The sequence below is a fragment of the Candidatus Methylacidiphilales bacterium genome (assembly GCA_028713655.1).
Lineage (GTDB): Bacteria > Verrucomicrobiota > Verrucomicrobiia > Methylacidiphilales > JAAUTS01 > JAQTNW01.
This window is the reverse complement of the sequence record JAQTNW010000001.1, coordinates 13,802-35,602: the sequence shown is the minus strand read 5'-3', so window position 1 is coordinate 35,602 and position 21,801 is coordinate 13,802. Positions and strand designations below refer to the sequence as shown.

18 protein-coding genes and 1 pseudogene are annotated in these 21,801 nt (G+C 55.0%); 9 read left to right on the top strand and 10 right to left on the bottom strand.

The features are described from left to right. Window positions 1-2: 2 nt before the first annotated feature. Together PHD76_00175 and PHD76_00170 are read left to right on the top strand one after the other, a co-directional pair. The gene (locus PHD76_00175) at window positions 3-1,829 is read left to right on the top strand and encodes a BatD family protein (GenBank protein MDD5260243.1); all 1,827 of its coding nucleotides are present in this window, start codon (window positions 3-5) and stop codon (window positions 1,827-1,829) included. After that, on the top strand, window positions 1,826-2,608 hold the full coding sequence (locus tag PHD76_00170) for a tetratricopeptide repeat protein (protein MDD5260242.1): 783 nt from the start codon (window positions 1,826-1,828) through the stop codon (window positions 2,606-2,608). Before PHD76_00175 ends, PHD76_00170 begins: the two co-directional genes overlap by 4 nt. A gap of 156 nt (window positions 2,609-2,764) precedes the next feature. On the opposite strand, the gene PHD76_00165 is transcribed toward PHD76_00170, so the two are convergent. Genes PHD76_00165 through pdhA form a run of 3 tightly spaced genes read right to left on the bottom strand, consistent with a single transcriptional unit; the run spans window position 2,765 to window position 6,164 of the window. Then, window positions 2,765-4,012 carry a dihydrolipoamide acetyltransferase family protein gene (locus PHD76_00165; GenBank protein MDD5260241.1) on the bottom strand — a complete coding sequence of 416 codons (1,248 nt, stop codon included), beginning with the start codon at window positions 4,010-4,012 and terminating at the stop codon, window positions 2,765-2,767. 47 nt (window positions 4,013-4,059) lie between these two features. Next, on the bottom strand, window positions 4,060-5,034 hold the full coding sequence (locus tag PHD76_00160) for an alpha-ketoacid dehydrogenase subunit beta (GenBank protein ID MDD5260240.1): 975 nt from the start codon (window positions 5,032-5,034) through the stop codon (window positions 4,060-4,062). A gap of 11 nt (window positions 5,035-5,045) precedes the next feature. Further along, window positions 5,046-6,164, bottom strand: a complete 1,119-nt coding sequence (gene pdhA / locus PHD76_00155) for a pyruvate dehydrogenase (acetyl-transferring) E1 component subunit alpha (protein ID MDD5260239.1) — start codon at window positions 6,162-6,164, stop codon at window positions 5,046-5,048. Window positions 6,165-6,628: 464 nt separating this feature from the next. Between pdhA and PHD76_00150 the strand changes: the two genes are divergently transcribed. Then, the gene (locus PHD76_00150) at window positions 6,629-7,405 is read left to right on the top strand and encodes an FHA domain-containing protein (protein ID MDD5260238.1); all 777 of its coding nucleotides are present in this window, start codon (window positions 6,629-6,631) and stop codon (window positions 7,403-7,405) included. A 105-nt stretch (window positions 7,406-7,510) separates the two neighbouring features. On the opposite strand, the gene hemA is transcribed toward PHD76_00150, so the two are convergent. Next, the gene (gene hemA / locus PHD76_00145) at window positions 7,511-8,545 is read right to left on the bottom strand and encodes a glutamyl-tRNA reductase (protein MDD5260237.1); all 1,035 of its coding nucleotides are present in this window, start codon (window positions 8,543-8,545) and stop codon (window positions 7,511-7,513) included. Between the two features lie 5 nt (window positions 8,546-8,550). Continuing rightward, on the bottom strand, window positions 8,551-9,336 hold the full coding sequence (ccsA, locus tag PHD76_00140; GenBank protein MDD5260236.1) for a cytochrome c biogenesis protein CcsA: 786 nt from the start codon (window positions 9,334-9,336) through the stop codon (window positions 8,551-8,553). A gap of 46 nt (window positions 9,337-9,382) precedes the next feature. Between ccsA and PHD76_00135 the strand changes: the two genes are divergently transcribed. The 3 genes from PHD76_00135 (at window position 9,383) to PHD76_00125 (ending at window position 13,357) form a co-directional block, all read left to right on the top strand. Then, the gene (locus tag PHD76_00135; GenBank protein MDD5260235.1) at window positions 9,383-9,658 is read left to right on the top strand and encodes a hypothetical protein; all 276 of its coding nucleotides are present in this window, start codon (window positions 9,383-9,385) and stop codon (window positions 9,656-9,658) included. Between the two features lie 189 nt (window positions 9,659-9,847). Then, complete coding sequence (locus tag PHD76_00130; GenBank protein MDD5260234.1) at window positions 9,848-10,123, top strand: hypothetical protein; 276 nt, start codon at window positions 9,848-9,850, stop codon at window positions 10,121-10,123. Between the two features lie 846 nt (window positions 10,124-10,969). Then, window positions 10,970-13,357: a glycosyltransferase gene (locus PHD76_00125; GenBank protein MDD5260233.1), complete on the top strand. Its 2,388-nt coding sequence runs from the start codon at window positions 10,970-10,972 to the stop codon at window positions 13,355-13,357. Window position 13,358: 1 nt separating this feature from the next. On the opposite strand, the gene PHD76_00120 is transcribed toward PHD76_00125, so the two are convergent. Then, complete coding sequence (locus PHD76_00120) at window positions 13,359-14,264, bottom strand: SPFH domain-containing protein (GenBank protein ID MDD5260232.1); 906 nt, start codon at window positions 14,262-14,264, stop codon at window positions 13,359-13,361. A 361-nt stretch (window positions 14,265-14,625) separates the two neighbouring features. Here PHD76_00120 and PHD76_00115 point away from each other — a divergent pair, with 361 nt between their 5' ends. Further along, a complete protein-coding gene (locus PHD76_00115; GenBank protein ID MDD5260231.1) occupies window positions 14,626-15,633 on the top strand; it encodes a hypothetical protein in 1,008 nt (335 codons plus the stop codon). A gap of 145 nt (window positions 15,634-15,778) precedes the next feature. Here PHD76_00115 and PHD76_00110 read toward each other — a convergent pair whose 3' ends face one another. Both PHD76_00110 and PHD76_00105 read right to left on the bottom strand, forming a co-directional pair. Next, window positions 15,779-17,506: a hypothetical protein gene (locus PHD76_00110; protein ID MDD5260230.1), complete on the bottom strand. Its 1,728-nt coding sequence runs from the start codon at window positions 17,504-17,506 to the stop codon at window positions 15,779-15,781. A gap of 181 nt (window positions 17,507-17,687) precedes the next feature. Next, window positions 17,688-17,885: a Flp family type IVb pilin gene (locus tag PHD76_00105; GenBank protein MDD5260229.1), complete on the bottom strand. Its 198-nt coding sequence runs from the start codon at window positions 17,883-17,885 to the stop codon at window positions 17,688-17,690. 314 nt (window positions 17,886-18,199) lie between these two features. On the opposite strand from PHD76_00105, the gene PHD76_00100 reads away from it, so the two are divergent. Next, window positions 18,200-19,846 (top strand): histidine kinase, encoded by a 1,647-nt coding sequence (locus PHD76_00100; GenBank protein MDD5260228.1) that lies wholly within the window; start codon window positions 18,200-18,202, stop codon window positions 19,844-19,846. Further along, the gene (locus tag PHD76_00095; protein MDD5260227.1) at window positions 19,833-20,510 is read left to right on the top strand and encodes a response regulator transcription factor; all 678 of its coding nucleotides are present in this window, start codon (window positions 19,833-19,835) and stop codon (window positions 20,508-20,510) included. The genes PHD76_00100 and PHD76_00095 overlap by 14 nt, the downstream gene beginning before the upstream one ends. 70 nt (window positions 20,511-20,580) lie before the next feature. Here the strand turns inward: PHD76_00095 and PHD76_00090 are convergent. Then, a pseudogene (locus tag PHD76_00090) lies at window positions 20,581-20,922 on the bottom strand (transposase). A gap of 17 nt (window positions 20,923-20,939) precedes the next feature. Continuing rightward, a complete protein-coding gene (locus PHD76_00085) occupies window positions 20,940-21,737 on the bottom strand; it encodes an MBL fold metallo-hydrolase (GenBank protein ID MDD5260226.1) in 798 nt (265 codons plus the stop codon). Window positions 21,738-21,801 lie beyond the last annotated feature (64 nt).

Here is a 21,801-nt window from a genome sequence, read left to right as displayed (position 1 = left end):
ATATGAAAAATAGAATACTGCTTTCAACTGTTGCCGGTTTCCTTTTTTGCGTTCCGTTTCTCCACGCGGACGACGCCGGAATAAAAGCATCGCTGTCCTCCGATAAAATTTCATTGGGCGAGTCGGCGGAGTTGACGGTGACCGTCACGGGCGATGCGTCGGCAAACCCAAAACTTCCGGATGTGCCGGGCCTTCGTTTTGACCAGGTCGGCCGCAGCACACAAATCCAGATCATCAACTGGAAACAGAGCATCAATACAACCCTTGTGTATCAGGCCGTCGCATCCAAGACAGGTGAGTATTCGATCCCGCCCATCACAACCGATCTGGGCGGCAAAACCTATCAAACCCTGCCTTTGAAATTGACGGTGCTGAAACAGGTCGGCGGCGGCGCATCCGGAGCCCCCTCCGCGTCCGCTCCCCCTCCCGGCGCTCCAGCCACGCCACAGCCTGAAGCTGCGTTGCCCGACAAGGATGCTGCAAACCAACTGGCATTCGTGCGCATTTCCGATTTGTCAGAAAAACTTTATGTGGGCCAGGTCACGCCAGTCACCATTCGGATTTACATCCAGGAGCGCATGGAGGCCCGGAATTTGTCACAACCGGTCCTGCACGGGGATGCGTTTGCTTTCCAACCGTTGCGGTTCCAACAGGAGGAACAGACCATCGAGGGAATCCCCTACCTTGTTCTGACCGCGCCGACCACATTGTCCGCAATCAAGGAAGGAAAGTTTCCGCTTTCGTTCGACGTCAACATCACGGTGCTGAAGCGGGAAAGGGCCGCGCCGAATGATGCTTTTGGAAACGATCCGTTTTTCAGCAATTTCTTCAGTCGAACCGTGGCCAAGACCATCACCGTCAGCAGTCCGCAGAAGGAAGTAACGGTGCTTGCCCTGCCGTCGGAGGGCAAACCGGCGTCCTTCAACGGCGCCATTGGAAAATTTGAATTGAACATGAGCACAAGCGCCAGGGAAGTGCGAGTCGGAGATCCCTTGAACCTGAAAATGGAAATCACAGGCAAGGGAAACTTTGACCGCGTGACGGCGCCGGTCCTGGAGCAATCAAACGGATGGAAGACCTACGCTCCCGGCAGCAATTTCAAACCCGCCGATTCCGCGGGTTACGAGGGAACCAAAACATTCGAGCAGGTGCTGATCCCCCAGGACGCGGAATCCAAATCGCTCCCGGCGGTGGAATTTTCCTATTTCGATCCCGAGACTTCCCGATATGAAATTTTGAAACCATCCGTTCCTGTGGTAGCAATCCTCCCCGCCGCAGATGCAGCCTTGAAATCCGCCAAACAAACCGCACAGGGAAATCCTGCAGTGGTCAAAAAAGCGGATCTGGTGGCAATACATGTCGATCTGGGCTCTGTGCAGCATGAATGGAAGCCCTTGTTTCAACGGCCCTGGTTCTGGGCTTTGCAAGGCGTTCCACTTCTACTGGGTCTTGCGGGGTTGCTCCTGAAAAGGAGGCACACCCGAATGATGAATCCCGAGTACCGTCTCGATCTTCATGTGTCCAAGCGTGTGCGCGAAGCCATGGGCGCGCTGGAGTCTGCGGTCGCAAACGAGGACTCAGCCTCTTTTGCCGAAGCGGCCTGTCGGGCCTTGAGTGAAAATTTTGCGCGCCGTTGGGGGATGAATCCGGAAAGCATCACGCTGTCGGATATTCGGGAGCGCTTGGGCGACGCCGCGGAATCCGCATGCGGTATTTTTGAAATGGCGGATGCGGTGTCCTATGCCGGCCGTCGGCTCAGCCGCGAGGAAATGCTCGATTACAAGGAACGTGTGCTCAACGAACTCAAACAAACGAACGGTCAACCATGAAAAAAATCCTGTTCCAAATCAAAACTGCAGGGCTTGTGCCGGTATTGAGTGTCATACTGCTCGTGTCCGCCCATGCCGGACTGCCAGACACAAGCGTCTTTGAAAATTCAAACCGCGCCTATTCTGAGGGAAAGTTTGATGATGCCATCCAGGGCTATGAGGAATTGATTCAGAAGAAAACGTTGTCGTCATCGATCCTGCTGAACCTCGGGAATGCCTATTACTCGAAGGGGGATGTCGGCCGCGCGGTGCTGCAATACGAGCGCGCGCTGCTCATGGATCCATCCGACCCCGATGTGCAGGCAAACCTTGAAAACGTCCGGAAAAAAGCCGGACTGGCCGCCCCGCCAGAACCGGAGTGGGGCAGGCTGTTTCTTTTCTGCAGCCTGAATACCTGGGCCTGGATCGGCTTTACTTCGCTCCTCATCCTTGCGCTGTCCTCCCTGCTCAACGGCTTGTGGCTGAATTTTGGGAAACCCGGTTCATCGCCGCAAGCGGTGTGCCGCGCCCTGTTTTTTTGCGGGATTGTACTGTTGCTGCTCTCTGCGAGCGGAATGCTGTTCCAAACCTCACAACTCAACCGCGGGGTTGTCGTGGCCTCCGAAGCGCCGGTCAAGGTTTCACCGTTTGATACCGCTGCGAACGTCTCCTCTCTGCACGGGGGCGAAACCGTGCAGACATTGAAACGATACGGCAATTTTTTGTATGTGGAAAGTTACAGCGGAAGCAAGGGCTGGATATCCTCGTCCCTCGTCGAACCCGTCCTGCCATCTTCGTAACTGGAACTATTCAAAGACATTTGAACGCAACCCGCGATAGGCATCGCGAGCGGGAGTCGCAAAAGGTCCGCCAAAGCACGGATTCGTCGCGCGTGAGAACTAAAGACACAGGATGGAAGCTGCTTAAGACTTGCAAACTTAAAACTAGTGATCCGTTCAAACCAGCAACAATCCCGGCACTTCGAGCAGGGCCTTGACCTCGGTCAGGAATTTGGCGCCATCGGCGCCGTCCACCACGCGATGATCCGCCGAGAGCACAAGGCTCATGCGATAGCCGATGACAATCTGGTCGTGCTCGTTGACGACTGGTTTTTTGACGATGTTGCCCACGGCCAGAATGGCGGCCTGGGGAGGATTTACAATGGCGCTAAACCAGTCCACGCCGAACATGCCGAGGTTGCTGACTGTAAAGGTGCCGCCGGAATATTCCTGGGGATTGAGTTTGCCTTCCTTGGCGCGGCCCGCCAGTTCCCTGGCTTCAATGCTGATTTGCTTGAGGTTCTTGTCCTGGGCGTTCCGGATGATCGGAGTAATCAATCCTCCGGGAATCGCAACACCGAACGCCAAATCCACGCTGCCATGCTGATGGATGGCTTCCTCTCCAAATGAAGAATTGATCGACGGCACTTTGCGGATGGCTTGCGCGCAGGCCTTCAGTACAAAATCATTGAAGCTGATCTTGGCCGGCTGCGGCTGTTTTTCGAGCCGCGCGTTGAGTTCCTCGCGCAGCTTGATGCAGGCCGCCATATCCACTTCCATTTCGGTGTAAAAATGCGGAATTTGCTGCTTGCTCTCCTGCAGGCGCCGGGCAATGGTCCTGCGCATGTTTGTCAGGGGAATCAACCCGTCCTGAGCCACCGGTCCGGACGGATGAAACCATCCGCCACCACCACCGCGGTTCTGGCCCGCGCCCAACACATCCTTTTTCACGATGCGCCCGCCGGGGCCGCTGCCCGTGAGCGAGGATAAAATCACATTCAGCTCCGCGGCAACTTTTTTTGCCAGCGGCGATGCCTTGATCCGGCCTCCCAAAGTTTCCTGTTTCGGACTGGAAACCTCGACAGGTGCGGCAACCGGAGCGTGAGCATAGGCAGCAGGGGCCGGTTTGGCCTGGGCTGACGGCGCCGGAGCGGGCGCTTTGGCCAAAGCTTCATCGGCATTTTCCCCTTTTTCGCCAATGACCGCGATAGGGGCCTTGCAGGCAACCCGCGCGCCCGCAGGGGCGACGATTTTGAGCAGAACACCGGAGTCAAAGGCCTCAAGGTCCATCGTGGCCTTGTCGGTCTCGATTTCGGCAATCACCTCGCCGCTTCCGATTTTGTCCCCTACGTTTTTGAGCCACTTGACAACCGTTCCCTCGGTCATCGTATCGCTCAGTTTGGGCATTTCAATGATATCGGCCATGTCGTGATTATTTCAAATTTGGGATTTTAAATTTCAGATTCGAGCAGTCAGCCGACGGAAAGAGCGGCCTTGATGATGCGGTCCACGTTTGGAACCTGGCGTTTTTCAAGCGGATCGGAATAAATGGCGGGCGCGTCAATTGACGAAAGCCGCTTGACAGGGGCATCCAGGAAATCAAACGCCTTCTCCTGGATCAGGTGCGAGATCTGGGCGCCCACGCCGCAAAACGGCTTGTTTTCCTCAACCAAAAGCACCCGGTTTGTTTTCTTCACCGAATTGATAATGGTTTCCTCATCCAACGGGCGGATGGAACGCAAGTCCACCACCTCGACATCCAGGTCGTGCTCGGCCTCCAGAATTTCGGCCGCCTTCAATGCCAGGATGACGGGGCGTCCGTGGGCCACGATGGTGAGGTCCTTGCCCTCGCGCTTGATGTCGGCTTTGCCCAGCGGGATAAGATATTCCTCTTCCGGCACTTCCCAGCTCTCGCCGTACAGCAGGGTGTTTTCCATGAAATAAACCGGATCGTTGTCGCGGATCGCGCTCTTGATCAGGCCCTTTGCATCATACGCCGTGGCGGGACAAACCACCTTGAGGCCGGGGACGTTGGCAATGGCGTTTTCCGGCGTGTGCGAATGCGTGGCGCCGACATTGGTGCCGCCGTTGGCCGGGCCGCGGATGACGATCGGGCAATTAATCTGGCCGCCGGACATGTAGCGCAGGGATGAGGCATTGTTGATCATCTGGTCCCAGGCCACGTAGGCAAAACTGAAAAACATCAATTCCATCACCGGGCGCAGGCCCAGCATGGAGGCGCCGATCCCCATCCCGATGAACGCGCCCTCGCTGATGGGGGCGTCCACGATCCGCTTTTCGCCGTATTTCTCCAACATGCCTTCGGTGACTTTATAAGCGCCATTGTATTGCGCGACTTCTTCCCCGATGATCACAACGTTCTCATCACGCTCGATTTCTTCGGACATGCCTTCACGGAGGGCTTCACGATATGTCAGGGTGCGCATAGGATCAAAAATTATTCCAGTTCGTCGTTGAAAAAAATACGGCCCTCGGATTTTTTTTCCGCAGGGTTGTCCGTTTCCCAATACACATCTTCGCGGATCGCGGATTCGTCGGGCCAGGGGCTTTCCTCCGCAAATTTTATCGAAGCGGCAGACTCGTCCTTGGCAGCCTTGTCGATTTGCTCAGCGGTCTCCGCGTTCAAAACGCCCTCCGCGATCAGTTTTTCCCGGAACAAAACAATGGGGTCTTTCGTGCGCTTGTATTCTTCAATCTCTTCCTTGTCGCGGTATTTTTCGGCGTTGGCGTCGGCGACCGAGTGGCCCCGGTAACGATACGTTTGAATTTCAAGCAGGGACGGCCTCGACTGGCGGTGCGCCCGGTCGAGCGCTTCCGCAGTTTTGGCCCGGACTTCATAAACATCGTGCCCCTGGCAAACATCCCAGTCCATGTTGTACCCTTCAGCCCGTTTGGCCAGGGACTCGCAGAATGCGGAGGACCGATCCAAGCTGGTGCCCATGGAATATAAATTGTTTTCAATGACGTAAATCACCGGCAAGTCCCAGAGCGATGCCATGTTCAACGACTCATGGAAAACCCCCTGGTTGACCGCCCCGTCGCCCAGATAGCACAGGCAGGCCCCGCTGATTTTTTTGTATTTAAGATAATAAGCCAACCCAAGACCCAACGGCGTCTGGCCGCCGACAATCCCGTGCCCGCCCCAGAAGTTCTTGTCCGGTGCGAAAAAATGCATCGATCCCCCCTTGCCTTTGGAACATCCCGTGACTTTTCCGAAAAGCTCGGCCATGCATTCGTTCATGCCCATACCGACGGCGAGGGCATGCCCGTGATCGCGATAGGCGGTGATGAAATGGTCATTGCGGCCACAGACAGAAATCGAACCCACGGCGACCGCTTCCTGGCCTATATATAAATGAAGGAACCCGCCGATGGAACCCGCTTGGTAAGCCTTCAGAGAGCGTTCTTCAAAGCGGCGTATCCGGAGCATTTGGCGCAAAAGGCCGATTTTCTCCTCCGCAGGCAATGCTTTATTGATCAGCACGGAATCATAGGAGGCAGCCACGTTTTTCACAACGTTTGCACCTTTGACTTCGGCTTCTTGTAATAATGGCATTGTAACTCCAACTCTCCCTTCCAGCTTTTGGCACCATCCGTGCAGGCGCCGATATTTTTAAAAATACCACCTTGAAAGGATTTGAGAAGGGCGTTTTTTACAATTCTAAATTATTGTTTCGGCGTTAATGAAATCGCCAATTTCTCAATTAAACAAGCCATTTTTATCACTTTAATGTTATAGAAATCAGATTTTTGGTTTAAAATTTGCTGCACGCTGTCTTCAGACAGTCAAACCCGCCCGCCAAAACCTGGCCTCTGCGGAGCAGCTTTGGCTCCCGCAGCACTGCCCGGATGGGGATACTCCCCTGTTTTTGCCCGGTCTTTTGACAACACACTCTGCAGGGGTTTTCAGAAGCGTGTGAACCATCCGGGCCAAACAGCAAACTTGCGCTTAGCGGCTGGCCTGCTTATCCTAAGCCTGTGGCGACTCTTATTTCCTTGCTTGACGCAGAAAACGAGGGATTGAAAAAGTATTATGCTCTGAGTGAAACAGAGCAGTTTATCGGTCGTCTTCCAAACTGCCAGATTCACACACAATCCACCTCCGTCAGCCGTACGCACGCGCGCATTTACAAAACCGCAGGACAATGGATGGTCGAGGATCTTCGCTCCATGAATGGGGTCGCCATCAATGGCCGACGCATCCACCTTTCACCTCTGGCATACGGAAATATTTTACAGCTCGGAAAAGTTTTCTTCGTACTTTCCGAGCTTAGTGAAGAACAATTGGCCGGCCAGGGCGCATGGCTGACTCACATGGAAAATCAAGCCCGCCAATACGAACAAAACTCGGATCTTTACCCGCAAACCCAACCCGAGAGCCCGCCTGAGAGTCCCGATCCCGCTCCCGTACCCTTCACACCTCCCGCACCCCTCCAAACTCCCCCGATGCCACTTTCACCGGAGCCCCTTCCTCCAGGACAAGTCATACGAACCAAAGCTGCCGACGTCATGAGAAGCGGGCGCAGCACCCAACCGACCACACAATTCATACACAAGAAAAACGTGATCGGCCACCCCACCCCCTCTGTCGTCAGCGCTTTGCCCAGCTCCGCTTTTCTTCCAGCATCCCAGGCTGCACAGCAATCACCCGCCGCAAAAATCGAAACATCCAACCCCCAGTTGAAAGCTAAAAGCAGGCCGGATTGGATTGTCTGGATTGTGATTGGCGGCGCCGTGCTGATTGCAGTGGGCTTGCTAATCTGGAAATTTTCGCATCACGCCGCAGCGGCGCATTAACGTGGCTTGGGCGTCCCGCCCAAGGTTTTTATGGAAAAACTACCGCTGTGTCGTTTCATTATTTGAGGCCAGACGCCCTCTGAACCCGCAGCCGGGACGGCCGCGCTAGATATTCCGGCGGGAATGTTCCCCCGCCATCCAGGCCGAAAATTCGTTCACATGCCGCTCGATCATCTGCTCGCACACCAAAAGTTCCTGGCGCCGGATTGCCATCGACTGCCTTGCTATTTCCTGCAACGCATCAATATCGTACAAATACACGCCGTCGAGCTTGTTCACCGCAGGATCCACGTCGCGCGGCACCGCAAGGTCGATGATGAAAAGCGGGCGGTCCTTGCGGTGCTGCATGATGGGCTCCAGTTTTTCGCGCAGCAACACGGGCTCCGGCGAAGCGGTCGATCCGATCAGAATGTCGATCTCCTTGAGGGGCGACTCCCAATCGCCGAAAGGCACCGCTTCTCCCCCCAATTCGAGGGCCAGCGCGGACGCGCGCGCGTGGGTGCGATTGGCCACGAAAATACTTTTCGCCCCGCGTGAAAGCAGGGAGCGCGCCGTCAGCTCGCCCGTTTCTCCGGCGCCCAGGATCATGATTTTGCACGCGTCAAGCTTCCCGAATATTTTCTGCGCAAGATCGACCGCAACCGATCCAACCGATACCGGGCCGCGCGTGATGGCTGTATTCGTGCGGACTTCTTTTGCCACATTGAACGCGCGTTGGAAAAGCTTGTTGAGATGGCGCGCCGTCGTGCCGTGCATTGTGGCCGCGTTGTAGGCCTTTTTCACCTGTCCGAGGATTTCCGTCTCGCCAAGCACCATGGACTCCAGGCCGGACGCGACGCGAAACAGATGCCTGAGGCTGTGCGGCGTGTCATGCTGGTAAAAAATCTTCGGATCGTAATGATGTTCCCGCGCCTGCGCGCGCAAAAAACGGTCCAGGGAATCAAACCCCAGCCTGGAGTCATCCACTGCCGCGTATAGTTCCACTCGATTGCAAGTGGAAAGAATGAGTGACTCGCTGATGCCCTCCATCGCGCCAAGACGGTTTGAGGCCGACGCCAGATCGGCATCCGCCACCGCGAACTTTTCCCGGAGTTCGACGCTGGCGGTTTGGTGGCTGAGGCCAAGACAGATGACGTTCATTCCCGTTAGATTTTCGCCCCGGCCGAAATGAAGTTAAGCCCCCACAGCGTTGCCAGCGTCAAGGCAAAGGCGGCGAGCGACAGCAACGCAATCCGGCGAGGGCTGAATTTTTTCCATTTTTCCGCCAGCAAAATCACGCCATAAACCAGCCAGACGGCAACCCCCCACACGATTTTCGGAATCGGCGAGCCGACCGCAAAACCTGAAAGCAACCCCGCGCTGAGCAGGATGAATCCCGTCCATAGCAACCGCTTGAGGACCACGGCCAGATCGGCGATCGGCGGCAGATGAAAAAAGATGGTACCCAAATGATGGCGTTTCAGTTGGCGTTCCTGCAGCAGATACATGAACCCGATCACGCCTGCCAGGGCAAAGGCCCCGTAGGCAACCACAGACACCGCGGCGTGGAGTTCCAGCCAGCGATTGGGTTGGACTTCCGGGCGCCTGGGCACATCGATGGGCGCGAGCAACGCAAAAACCTGCAGGGTAAAAACCAGAGGGGATGTAAAGGCGCCTGCGAGCGAAAGGCGATAGGCCGAGCCGGTCAGAAAATACAGCAACACCACCGCCCAACTTAAAAAAATGATCACCTCGAAAAGGTTGGTCAGCGGACAATGCTTCAACTCATGGCCGCGCAGCATCAAAAAGGCGGTCTGGAACAAAAAACCGCACAAAATGGCGCCGAAATTAAACCGGGAGGCACGGTACATGCGCGCGCCCAGCGCATGCATCGTATAGGCAAACCCCATGAGGAAGCAAAACGTCGAGAGCAGCAGTAGGATACGATCCATAGGCATAAGCTGTCAGTTTAACCCGCTTACACCACAGCCTGCAAGCTTGGGGGAGCAGGTTGCCAATGCTGGTTTTACGAGGCTTGGCAGGACGAAGACGCGGCATAACCGCGCCGAGTTTGTTCTGCTTTCCGTGGGCAAATTCATGGAGTTGCAGCGTTCACACAAGGGCCATCTGGATGCCATGACCGCCGAGTTTGACACCATGGTGGCCAAAATGAACACGCCAGAGGCTAAACGGGGCGTCAAAAAACTGTTTCAGGCAACTGCACGGGAGCTTGGAAAGTCAGCAGTCCTAGCTGCCAAAGCCCATGCCCGTTAGAAAGCCCAAGGCCGAGATCACAGTGCTGCCCGGGGTCAACGGAGCCGGGAAAAGCAGCATTGGTGGAGCCCACCTGCGGGCCGGTGACAGCGAATACTTCAATCCGGATGAGGTGGCCGGAATGTTGCGCGCCGGAATCCCGGACTCATCAGCCAAGAGGCCAACGCCATTGCCTGGCAAAAAGGTAAAGTGTTTCTGGAGCAGGCGATTGCCAAAGGCAGCCATTTCACTTTCGAGACCACCCTGGGAGGGAAAACCATCACTGACATCCTGATTGATGCCGCCAAAAAGGGGGCGGTGATCCGGATTTGGTATGCCGGACTTGAAAGCCTAGAACTTCATCTCCAACGGGTAGCTAGTCGGGTCAAAAAGGGGGGCATGACATTCCTGAAAGCGATATCCGCAGGCGTAGGTCCAGCAGCCGCAGTAATCTTATCCGACTCATTCCTCATGTCGCCACACTAAATGTTTTTGACAACTCTTCGGAGCGGGATATTGCCGCCGGGGTGGCGCCCGAGCCCTGAATGGTATTGAGCATTAACGAGGGACGCCTCACTTTTCCGAATCCGACCCAGGCAGGCAGCACACTGCAATGGGCCAAACCCATAGTGTACGCGGCCTATAAATACTTCGGGCTCTGAGCTGTGCGGATCGATCAATGCCTGTTATGGTTAGTCTCCTCAACTTGGTATAGGGCGGATGAGATTTTTTTTGTTTCAGCCTTATTTCATCCTTTTGTGGAATTGCTTGACCCAATCAGCGTGTTTGGGTACTTATCAATCATGATCTGTCCCCACATGAAGAATGGGGATGCAAGTCAGTCGCCCAAAAAACTGTCCAAAATGGGTTTGGACAGTGGTTTTACTCTGTTGGACGGGTTGGTTCAGGTTCTAGTGGGTAAAACCATGGAGGTTCGAGTCCTCTCGAGCGCATTTTACTCTGTAAAATGCTCCCCGCGACAGCGGGAGTCTGCAATAGACTCGAACCCTTGGGTTCGTTTGCCAGCCGCGAAGCGGCTTATTCCAAAAACGAAGTCATCCCGCAATATTTCAGCAATGCAGTAATAATCCTCTCGAGTGTAAGGCGCACAAGGAATGCATTTTCTCTCACGGAACCACCAAGACGCGTAGGAAAAGCTGAGGGCTGAGTTCGAGCTTAAAACTTAAAACTTGAACAGAACCACGAAAAACACAAACAAAGACATTTTAACGCAGATACCCAGGCATTTTGACTTGGGCTGGTGTTAAATCGCCCCTCCGGGGTTTTGCGGGTTGCAGTTGAGCCAGACTGGATTAATTTGTGCCGCTGAGAATGAACTTCCCTTTGTTTATTCACCAGATACGGGCCCGGTTCAGTCGGCCGGATCCCGTGATTCCACGCGCCTTTCACCAGACATGGAAGACGCCCCATCTTTCGACCGATTTGCAGGAACTCCGGCAGACCTGGGTCCGCCTGCATCCGGAGTGGCACCATCGCTTTTGGAGTGATCCGGATGCCGAGTCCTTTGTCCGGCGGCATTATCCGAAGCTGCTCCCCTTGTATGAAGCCTATCCCATGCCGGTGCAACGGGCGGACATGTTCCGTTATTTGATCTTGTACCATTTTGGCGGGGTATATGCCGATGTGGATTTTGAAGCCTTGCAGGCCATGGATCCATTGCTCGGGGGAAACAGCATGATCCTGGGCCGGGAACCGGAACGCCATACTGGTTGGCATGGCAAAACACTATTGTTATGCAATGCCTGGATGGCGGCATCCCAGCGGCATCCCTTTTTGCGTTTTGTTCTGGATTGCCTGCCCGAAGCGTCCGCCCGCACGGGGGCGCTGCAATCGACCGGCCCCTTTTTCCTGACAGAATGCTACGAAGCCTATCCACGCAAGCAGGACATCACGCTGCTCGATCCGGAGGTTTTGTATCCTGCGGATTCGGACCACTATCCTCTCCTGCTCCACCGGGAACCCGGCGGGCCGCACCCTTTCGGCCCGAAAACTTTCGCCATGCATTATTGGCAGGGATCTTATTGGCGCCCGGATCCATCCGAACTGCATGCCGACTTGATGGCCGGGGAAAGGTCGGTCTTTTCCGGCACAGTCCGGGCGGATCGTATTTGCCCGCTAGTGAATGGACAGTCATGGCCGGAGGTCACCTGCCTGATGGTGACCAAGAACCGGAGCGAACAGGCCCTCCTGTCAATGGAGGGTTTCAGGGCCCAGACTTATCCCAACGCCCATTTGCTGATCGTGGAGGATTTTCCTTCCGATAAATTGCAGACGGCTGTGGCCGCCCTGGGTGACGGGCGCATCCGCGTGATCCGTCCGCCGCGCGAAAACATGTTGCTGGGAGAAGTCCGGCAATTTTCCATGGAACAGGCCCGGACCGAGTTCATCTGCCAATGGGATGACGACGATGTGTATGCGCCCGGGCGGTTGTCGGACCAGATGTCGCTTATCGTGGCCCTGGGTGCGGATGCCTGCCTGCTGGATGCGGTGCTTTTGTGGTGGCCTCACCGGCAAAGGATGGCGCTTTCCGGAAGCTGGTGGTTTCCAGGCAGCATGCTCAGCCGGAAATCCGCACTTTCCCCCTATCCGGCCCTGGCCCGGGGCGAGGACACGGCGGTGGTGGAAAAACTGATGCGGGACCACCGTGTGGTTATGCTGCACAGGCCGGAATCCTATGTGTATGTCATCCACGGACGGAACACCTTTGACGCTCCGCATTTTGAACAGATTTGGAAGAACGCGTCCCGGGTGTTTGAGGGGGTTGATTATGCCCGTTGTTATCATGAACTGGCCTGCCAGGGTCTGCTCATGGAGCCGCATCTGCGTTTGTTAGGACTTGAAACACCGCCTTCGCCCGTGGGACGTTTGCGCGGCAGGAAGGCGCGGGCCGCGATCGTGAACCCTGATACAAAACGGGCCTTGCCGAAAATCCTGCCGAAAGTTTTGGTTCTGACACCCATGCGGGATGCGGCGGCCCATTTGACGCGCTACTTTGAGTTGCTGGCGCGCCTGCGTTATCCGGCCGAGGCCTTGAGTTTGGGGATTTTGGAAGGCGACAGCACGGATGGAACCGCAGAGCAACTGACGGCTCATTTGCAAAACGCGGCTTCGAGGTTCAGCCGCGTTCATTGGTTCCAGCGGCATTGGCAATGGCTGCCTCAAGGTCCGCGTTGGCTGCCGGAGCTGCAACCGGCCCGGCGGGCGATGCTGGCTCGCTGCCGGAATGAATTGTTGCAGCAAACATTGAAGGATGAGGAATGGGTACTTTGGATCGATGCGGACCTGCGAGATTACCCCGAAGACGTGCTGTCCCGGCTCCTGGCGTCCGGCAAGGATATTGTGGCGCCCCATTGTGTTCTGGAACCAGGCGGCAAGACCTTTGACATGAACAGCTTCCGGTTCCGTGATCCCAAGTTAAAGGACAGCGCGGAGGACATGCGGGATGGAGTTTATGTGCCTCCAGAAGGCGGGGCCAGGGCCTATCTTGCGGAATATCGGGGGACGCCGTTGCTGGAGTTGGATGGGGTGGGAGGAACCATGCTTTTGGTCCGGGCGGACCTGCACCGCCAGGGATTGGTTTTTCCTGTGGCCCCCTATCGGGGATATTTGGAGACGGAAGGCCTGGCCATGATGGCCCGGGACTGGGACATCCGCTGCTGGGGCCTTCCGGATCTGGAAATCCTGCATGCGAGGCAGTGATCTATTTGCCGGAGGCGTCCACCGCGCCGACCAGCGGCACGCCGTTGTTGCCTACGGGAATATAGATCGTGGTGTGATTGGGCGAGCCCACCATGGCCTTCTGCGCTTCGATTGCTTCGTGCTGGATATACAGAGGTGTCAGCTTTTGCTGCACAATGGTCATGGCCTTGGCGATACCCTCGGCCTCGGCAACCCGTTTTTCGGCATCCTTCTTTGCAATCTGTATTTGAATCTCGCGCGTTTCCAGCTCCTGTGAGGCGGCCAATTTGTTAGACACGGCTTCGGATACAGATTCGGGATATTGGATATTTCCCACGACCACGCTCGGAACATTGAAGGGGGTATCCTTTGTCATTTCCAGGATATTGCCGCGCAAAACTTCCCCGATCTTATCAATGTTGTCCTTGATTTCCATGGCGTTGAATTTTTGAACCTCGGATCGGGCGGCGGTGCGCAGCCGTTCCCTGACAAAGTTGGCGTAGGCGACTTGGACAATTTTGTCGGGATTGTCTTCAGCGTCGAGGGTGCTGTATTTTTCGACAAATTCCTTCACCTTGTCCGGGCGCACATTCCAGATGGTATGAACACGAAAAGCGACCTTGAGTTGGTCTTTGGACAAAACGGACTCAGACCCGTTGAATTCCTCGGTGTAGGTGTATGGAGTGACGGAGATATTAATGCCGTGCAACATCCAGCCCAAACCGGTTGAGGTGGGTCCGGCCTGGGTGCCCACGTACTCGGTCTTGCCAACGACGGCGCCCCGGGTGACATACCCGACGTAACCAGCGGGGGTGTAGAAGTTGTGGGATCCGCCAAACCAGACCAGGGCTCCAAACGCAAAAAGCGCGGCCAGCGCGGCGAGAGTTAAAACGGGGGCGTTGCCACGGGTGTTGAAATGATTGTTCATGTTTATGGATTGTTTTGATTTTATGTTTGTTGGATGGGTGAACTTTTCGAGTTGTTGGATTATGGGATGGAAAATCCGGCGCTACAAGCCTGCATGAAGCGCATAAATCCATTCGATCCACTGTTCAGGAGTTGGGAACGATTAGGATTAGGATTAGGAGTAAGAGATTGAGATGGAGATGGAGTGGGAGTTTTGTGTCTATCCCCTGCATTCTGCCGGACGTAGCCGGATAGGGCCATTTGGTTGGATTTCATAGGGCCATTTACAGTGTCCGTATAGCCCTTATGCCCCACTCTTCGTAAGCATAAGCTTATCTCACGAGGGGATCATATGGTTTATATGACCCCCAAGTATCCTGCCTGTGAAACGAAATGTCATAACAGTAACCGCTCTTGCGGCCAGTGTATTGTTCGGATTTTCATCCGCGCAGGCGGCGATCGTTGACCTTTACACATCACCCGCCGTCAACGGTGCCGGCGGCACCTTCAGTGCAGCGGTTGACTCGGCCGTGGTTTCCACCTCGTTTTATAACGGCAGCGGCGGCACCACGAACGCCGCACTGCTGATCGGCGACCAATACTTCCCCGGCTCGCCAGGTTTGAGCGGTTCCAGTTCCGGATCGGGAACCTACACGCGCATGTATGCCATTCAGGACGCTATGGCGAGAACGCCGGGTGTCGAACGCGGCTTCAATTCCAATGACGGCGCTCTTTGGGACCAAAAGAACGGCGTGGGGGTGCCGGCCTTTACTATTGCAGACACCTCGATCATCAACTATCAGGGCACCGACTATGTCGAAATCCTGTTTGACGGCCATCAAAGCAATAGCGCTATCTCTCTGGATCAATTGATGATCTTCAAGGCTCCCGGAGACATCAATCTCAACACCTTCGAAGCCGCCAATCCAACCCCCACGACCAAGCAGATTACGGACGCCTTTGCCGCCCAGGGGGCAACGGTTGTCTATAGTCTGGACTCAACCGACAGCAGTGGCAACGTGACGACAAACAACACGGTGCTACTGCATACGCTCGGCGGCTCCGGGCACGGCGACAATGCATTTTATATTCCGGTGTCGGCGATCACCGGAGGCACCACGGCTGACTTGAATGACCGGGTGTACGTTTGGTCGCAAATGGGGGGACTGGGCACCTACACCTTATCCAGCGGCAGCCTCAGCGGTACCACCGTAAATTTTTCAGCCAACTCGACGCCGGAGGAATATGCCTATTACAAGGGGGGCACTTCCATCTTGACCGCTGTGCCCGAACCCACGGCTTATGCGGCCGGGGTGCTGCTGCTGTTGTTTATCGGATTCTCCGAGCGGCGCCGTCTCGCGGCGTGGTTGAAATCAAGTTTAAAGTTTTAAGAATTAAGTTTTAAGCGAGAGCATTCCTTTGCGTCTGCGTGAGAACCTGTTTTGGTTTTTATCCGCGTTGATCCGTGTCCATCCGTGGTTCAAATTGCTTCCGTTTTGTTTCCGAATTCAGCATTCTGAATTCCTAATTTTCACATCATTCCGTGTTTGCTCCGCCGCCAAGCAGTTTGCGCTCCGCGTCCAGGAGCGTTGCGGGATCGATTTTTTTCAAAACCCGGGCAGCCTCGGCTTCCCGTCCATTTGCCCGCAAGGCCAGTCCATAATAGAGCGCAATTCCGGAACGCTCGCGAAAGGAGTCCGGGATTTTGTCCATGACAGCAAGCGCTTCGGCCCCCTTTTTTTGCAAAAGCAGCGAAAACGCGTAGGTGGAACGGATCTGTGGATTTTTGGGATAATCATCAGCCAGTTGTTTGGCCTTGCGGTAGATCCAGGGATACGAACTTCCGTTGAGCAACGCCAAATAGACCGCGTTGTTATTAAGAGCCGGATCTGCGGGATGAAACGTGAGCAGCCTTTGCGCAATGATCCCCATGCCCCGTGCGTCCCCGATTTTGCGGTAATAGTCATAGACGGAAAAAAATGCGCTTTCCTGCAAGGCGGGGCTGCCACCCAGGTTTAAAAGAAGCGGCTCAAGCTGCGCGCTCCAACCGGACCATCGTTCGGCCTCGACCAGCAAGCGCATGGTTGTCAGGGCGGAGAATTTGGCGGCATTGACCGCCTGTCCCTGCGCATTGAGGGCCGAGCTGTGATCACCGAGGGCGTCATACGCACGCGCAAGAATCACCCATCTCAGATACTCTTCCGCCTGGCTCCATTTTTCATGCTCGAGTCGTTCAACCGTGTAGCGGGTTTGACCCAGGGCTTGTTCGCAGGCGGCCCGATACTCCTGTACCGAACCAAGGCCGCGCAACTGTTGGGGCAGGCTTGAAATAAAACGGAGTGCCCTTTCATTGAGGCGATTTCGAGTCATCCAATTAATGAGTGGCAGGGCGCGCAACGGATCCTTGCTGCAGGATTTTTCCATTTGCTGCAAATACGACTCCAACCCAGCGGGATCAAAAGCCGCGACCAACGACAAATGCTGCAATTGGTCGAAAAAATCAGGGGAAGCAGTTTCTTTAATTAGTTGTTGTGAAATAGCAAGAGCCTCCTGCCACCGCTTGAGCTGAAGCAGCCATAGGATCCGAAGCCGCCGTTCGGATGCCTTTCCACCCGGAAAGGAGTCGAGTTCGTTGAAAAGGGATTCGATCAACGCAGATTGCGCTTTGGGATTGTTCGAGATCTGAAAAGCCAGGTAATTTTTCAGGATTGCCTCGGAAGAAGGCTTTAATTGGCGCGCTTTGGCAAAGTGCTGTCCCGCTTCCGCGATTTTTCCCTCGCTCACACACACGGCGGCCAGTATATTTTCCGCGGCTGCAGTCTTGTCCGGGCGGTTCAGAAGGGTCCCGGCCACGTTTCGCGCCATTGCCGGGCGTCCGGACCTCAGGGCTTCCTCGGCCAGGGCCAGCGTATAGCCGTCATTTTCGGGCGCAATCGCATGCAGCCGCGACTTCCACTCCAGGGTCCAGGGCGCGCGGGTTGCGTCTCCAAGCTTCACCAACATCTCACTGGCGCGAATATCACCCGGAAACCGGGCCAGGGTGATCTGGAGATGAAAAAACGCCTGTCCGTAATCGCCTTTTTCCAGTTCCTTTTGCGCCCTGTCCAAAAACACGATTCGTTTGGCCTGCCAGTAACCCAGGCAGGCACCCCAGCCGGCAAGCGCAAGCAGGCAAGCGGCCATGAGTATGCACAAAGCGCTGCGCAGAAGAAAGAGGTCGGGGCCCCGCATCCATTGGCGGAATCGGCTGGCATATTGTTTCATCCGTTATTCCTTCCATCCATAACAATGGAGTGCCGCACATAAGCCTCCACCGAGGAAAGCGCTTTGTCCAGATCCGGATATCCCCAAACGGCCCTTTTCTCCACCATGGTTCACGGCACGAATTGCGTGGCGGCCGGCAATCGCGCAAAACAGCCCCGGCAACAAGCCCGTCCGGAAGGGATTATGAAGCGCCGTTCGCGCCCAGCGTATTGGTGATCGTGTTGAAAATATTAAGCAGTTGGTTTCCCAACAGCGCCAAAACAACGATGACCACGATCGAAACCAGGGCCAAAATCAAACCGTACTCGACCAAGGTCTGGCCTTGTTTTCCCTTCAAGGCGGTTGACATGCGAACGACATAACTTTTGCATTTATTCATAACGTGTCCCTTCATTGGCTGACAACCTACAATGAGACAGAAATTTATATAAGTGCCGGATGGCCGGGCAAAAGGCCTCATTTTCACATGGCTGAAGGGCCCTACCGGGCATGAAAGACATGGGGTATGGCGGCACGACGCCGCTTTGCATTACGGGCGACATGTCGCCCGTTTCAAAAGCGCAAACATGTCTGCGCACTCCAAAAATTGGACTCCGAGACGACACGGCGGCCTTTCTGCCCCTCTTGATAGAGGGGATATTTGCATTAACCGCTTTCGCTTGCCCTGTAATCTGGTAAAACAATCGGGATTCCATGCGAGTTCAAACAAGACTTGTTTTGTTGATTACAGGGCTTGCCCTTATGGGGCTTGTCATGCTTTTCGTGATCCAGCGTCTGCAGCAGGCCGAACAAAACGGGCTGTTTTATGCGACGCTGAACGAGGAACAGACCCGGTTTAAAGAGCAACTGCTGAAGAGTTCGGAAGGCGTACGTGGTATTGCTTACAATATGACGCACGAGGATGAACTGGTGGCGTTTGTACACCAGCCAACGCGGGAATGGGCCCGACATCACATCGACACCGTGCTGGATAAATTCCAAATCCAATACGTGTGGGTACTGGACGCCAACTTCGATATCCGGTATTCGACCGGCAGCCAGGCGGGACAAAATGAGCCATTGTCCTTAAACCACGCGGATCTGTTCCAACTGACAAGTCGCAACTGGTTCCCACGATTTTATGGAGGCGGAAATTCGGGACTGCTTGAATATTTTTTGGCGCCGATCCAGCCCGCGAATGACCCCATGCGTGCAGCAACGCCCCAAGGCTGGCTCTTGATCGGCCGCAAAGTGTCGAGGGAATATCTCGATACCCTGGCCCGGGAATCCGCCGCTGAGATCACCCTGGAACAAACGCCGGGAATCGATTTGCAAACACAACGCCAAAATGACAAGATCGCCTTTTACCAGCCGTTGGAAAACTGGAGAGGAAAAAGCATTGCCCGGATTTTTTACCAAAAAACACCGCAAATTTTCAAACAGACGGAATCCGACCGGCGCTTGTTATTTGCCTTTCTATCCTTCTACCTGATGTTTATGGTGTTTCTAAGCGCGGCGGCACTGTTGGCCTGGGTGGAAAAACCCATCCGCGTCATTGCCCGCAGCTTGGACGGGTCGGGCAAGGAGGAACTGGGCCGGCTTTCCGCGAGCCGCTCGGAATTCGGCCATATTGCCAGGTTAATCCTCAACTTTTTTGAAGCCAGAAACCGATTGCACGATCAAATGGAAAAGACCTCACAGTTAAGCCAGAAACTCCAGCAAATGCTGCGCGAGCGGGAGGAACTGGGCCGGGAACTGCATGACGGCGTGATTCAATCCATCTATGCCGTCGGGCTCAACCTTGAATCCTGCAGAAGCCGGCTTAAGACCGCGCCCGCCCGGCAGCGGCGGCAACTCTCGCAAGCCGTAAGCGACATCAACAGGATCATACGCGATTGCAGGGTTTTTCTGGCCGGATTGCAGGTGGACCATCTGAGCGGCCACGAATTGGGCGAGGTCATCCAGCAGTTGGTGCGGCGTTTTGCCTCGGGCATGGGAGGCGACGTCAAAGTGGAACTGCAGGATCGCGCACTGTCAGGCATTTCACAACATCAGGCCATTCATCTGCTGCGTATTCTTGCCGAGGCCATGAGCAACATCCGGCAGCATGCCGAAGCCGGGCAGGTACGAATCACCCTGGGAATTGAAAATGAAAGGAACTTTTTAAAAATCGAGGACGACGGACGCGGGTTCGATCTATCGGAAAAACCGGGCAAAGGCCATGGGCTCAACAATATCAGGTCACGCGCCCGCGACATGGAAGCCGACCTCAAGATACAGGCGACACCGAGGTCGGGGACTTCGATTTTGCTTTTGTTGCCAAAGGCCAAAAAACAAGCAGATCAAAATGAAGAAAATTAAAATACTTATCGTGGACGATCATGAAATGGTCAGATTGGGTCTGAAAACATTGATCGAAAACCAGCCCGATTTGCAGGTGGCTGCCGAGGCCGACAGCGTGGAGAATGCCCTGAAAATGGCCGCCAAGACCCGCTTCGACCTGGCTTTGCTCGACATCCGGCTCAAGGGCGGCAGCGGGTTTGATTTATGCCGCCAGTTCAAGGCCCAGGAGGCGCCGCCTCATGTACTCATTCTGACTTCGTACGACAGCGATGATTTGCTTCTGGAAGCCGCCGAGGCAGGAGCGGACGGCTTCCTTTTGAAAGATGCGGATGGCCACCGCTTGATCGAGTCCATCCGCAAGATTGCGGCGGGGGAACGAATCCTGGATCAATCGATGGCGACAAGTGTATTTAGCGCTTTGCAGAAACAGCGCTTGTCCGGAAAAACGAAAGAGACGGGGGAATTGTCGCGCCAGGAACTGCGCGTACTTGCACAGGTGGCCCGAGGTAAGACAAACAAGGAAATCGGCTCGGAACTGGGGCTTACGGAGAAAACCATCAAGAATTATTTGAGCAATGCCATGGGCAAGCTGGGGATTTCACGCCGCTCCGAGGCGGCTGTTTATTACGTCACCCATTTGGGCGGCCAGAAAGCTAGCCTGCATATTTCACACCCATTTTAATGCTCAACCTGTTGGCACTTGTGACAGAACAGTGAAAAGAGACGCGCTAGGACCTATGCAGGCTAGTGTTTCATTGAACGGACAATGACGTAATGACTGGGTAAAGTCGTTGGAGCTTGATCCTGGCATCGTGAGTGATGAAGCGCCATTGGATATGGTCTTGGGATTGATTGCGCAGCCGGGTCCAAGCCGAGACTTGGTGGCGCAGTTCGGACAAATCTTTGATACGACGGTTAAGGCACTGGGAACCCAGTACGTTGAGTTCGATTTCCGCCATGTTAAGCCAACTTCCATGTTTGGGTGTGTAGTGAACCTCGAAGCGTTCGCGGATGCGCCGGGCCTCCGCAGGTTCAAAAGCTTCGTAAAGGGATGAGAAGGAGTGGGTGTTGAGGTTGTCCTGAACCAGAATGATACAGGTGCAGGCTCCGTTCACTTCTCGAGCGAGATCGCTTCAGCCGGGCGGTTCTGATAGGTCCGGTGCAAAGCCACTTCGGACGCTCCGATCCGGCTTAAACAACCCGACACGGCGGCCTCCGCGAGTTCATGTGTGTTGCAATCCTCGCTCAAATGTCCGAGGAACAAATGCTTCAGCCGCGCTGATATGACCTGCTCCACGACTCCGGCGGCAGCCTCGTTTGAAAGATGGCCATGTCGGGCCATGATCCTCTGCTTCACCGCCCAGGGACGCCGGGGATCATTCCGCAACAAGTTGAGATCATAATTCGCTTCCAGCAATAATACATCCGTATGTTTCACGCGCTCCACTGCCAGCCGGGTTGCATAACCGAGGTCCGTCAAAAAACCCGCGGCAAATCCCCCCGCATGCACGACAAAACCGACCGGATCATACGCATCATGGGGTATCGAAAATGTTTCCACCTGCATGAATCCCAGATCGATCACAGATCCCGTTTCAAAAATCCTCCAGCCTTTGTACTTGGGAACCAAGGGGTGCAGGTATTCGGAAGTCAGTTTGTTGGCATACACCGGAATCTGATAACGGTTGGCCAGCACAGGCAGGCCTGACACGTGATCGGAATGTTCGTGCGTGAGCAAAACCGCGGAAACATCCTCCAAACGCTTTCCCAACAGTCCCAGCCGCTCCACAATTCTTTTGCCGCTCAACCCCGCATCGATCAAAACCGAAGCCCCGGGGGTTTCCAAAAGCGTACAATTGCCGGAACTTCCACTGGCCAGGATGCTCACTTTGAGAAAATGGGAACTCATTTGTGTTTTTATTGTGGCATACTTTCTGCTTGCTGTCATGCCCTGCTGCGGTTAAGTAATAGCG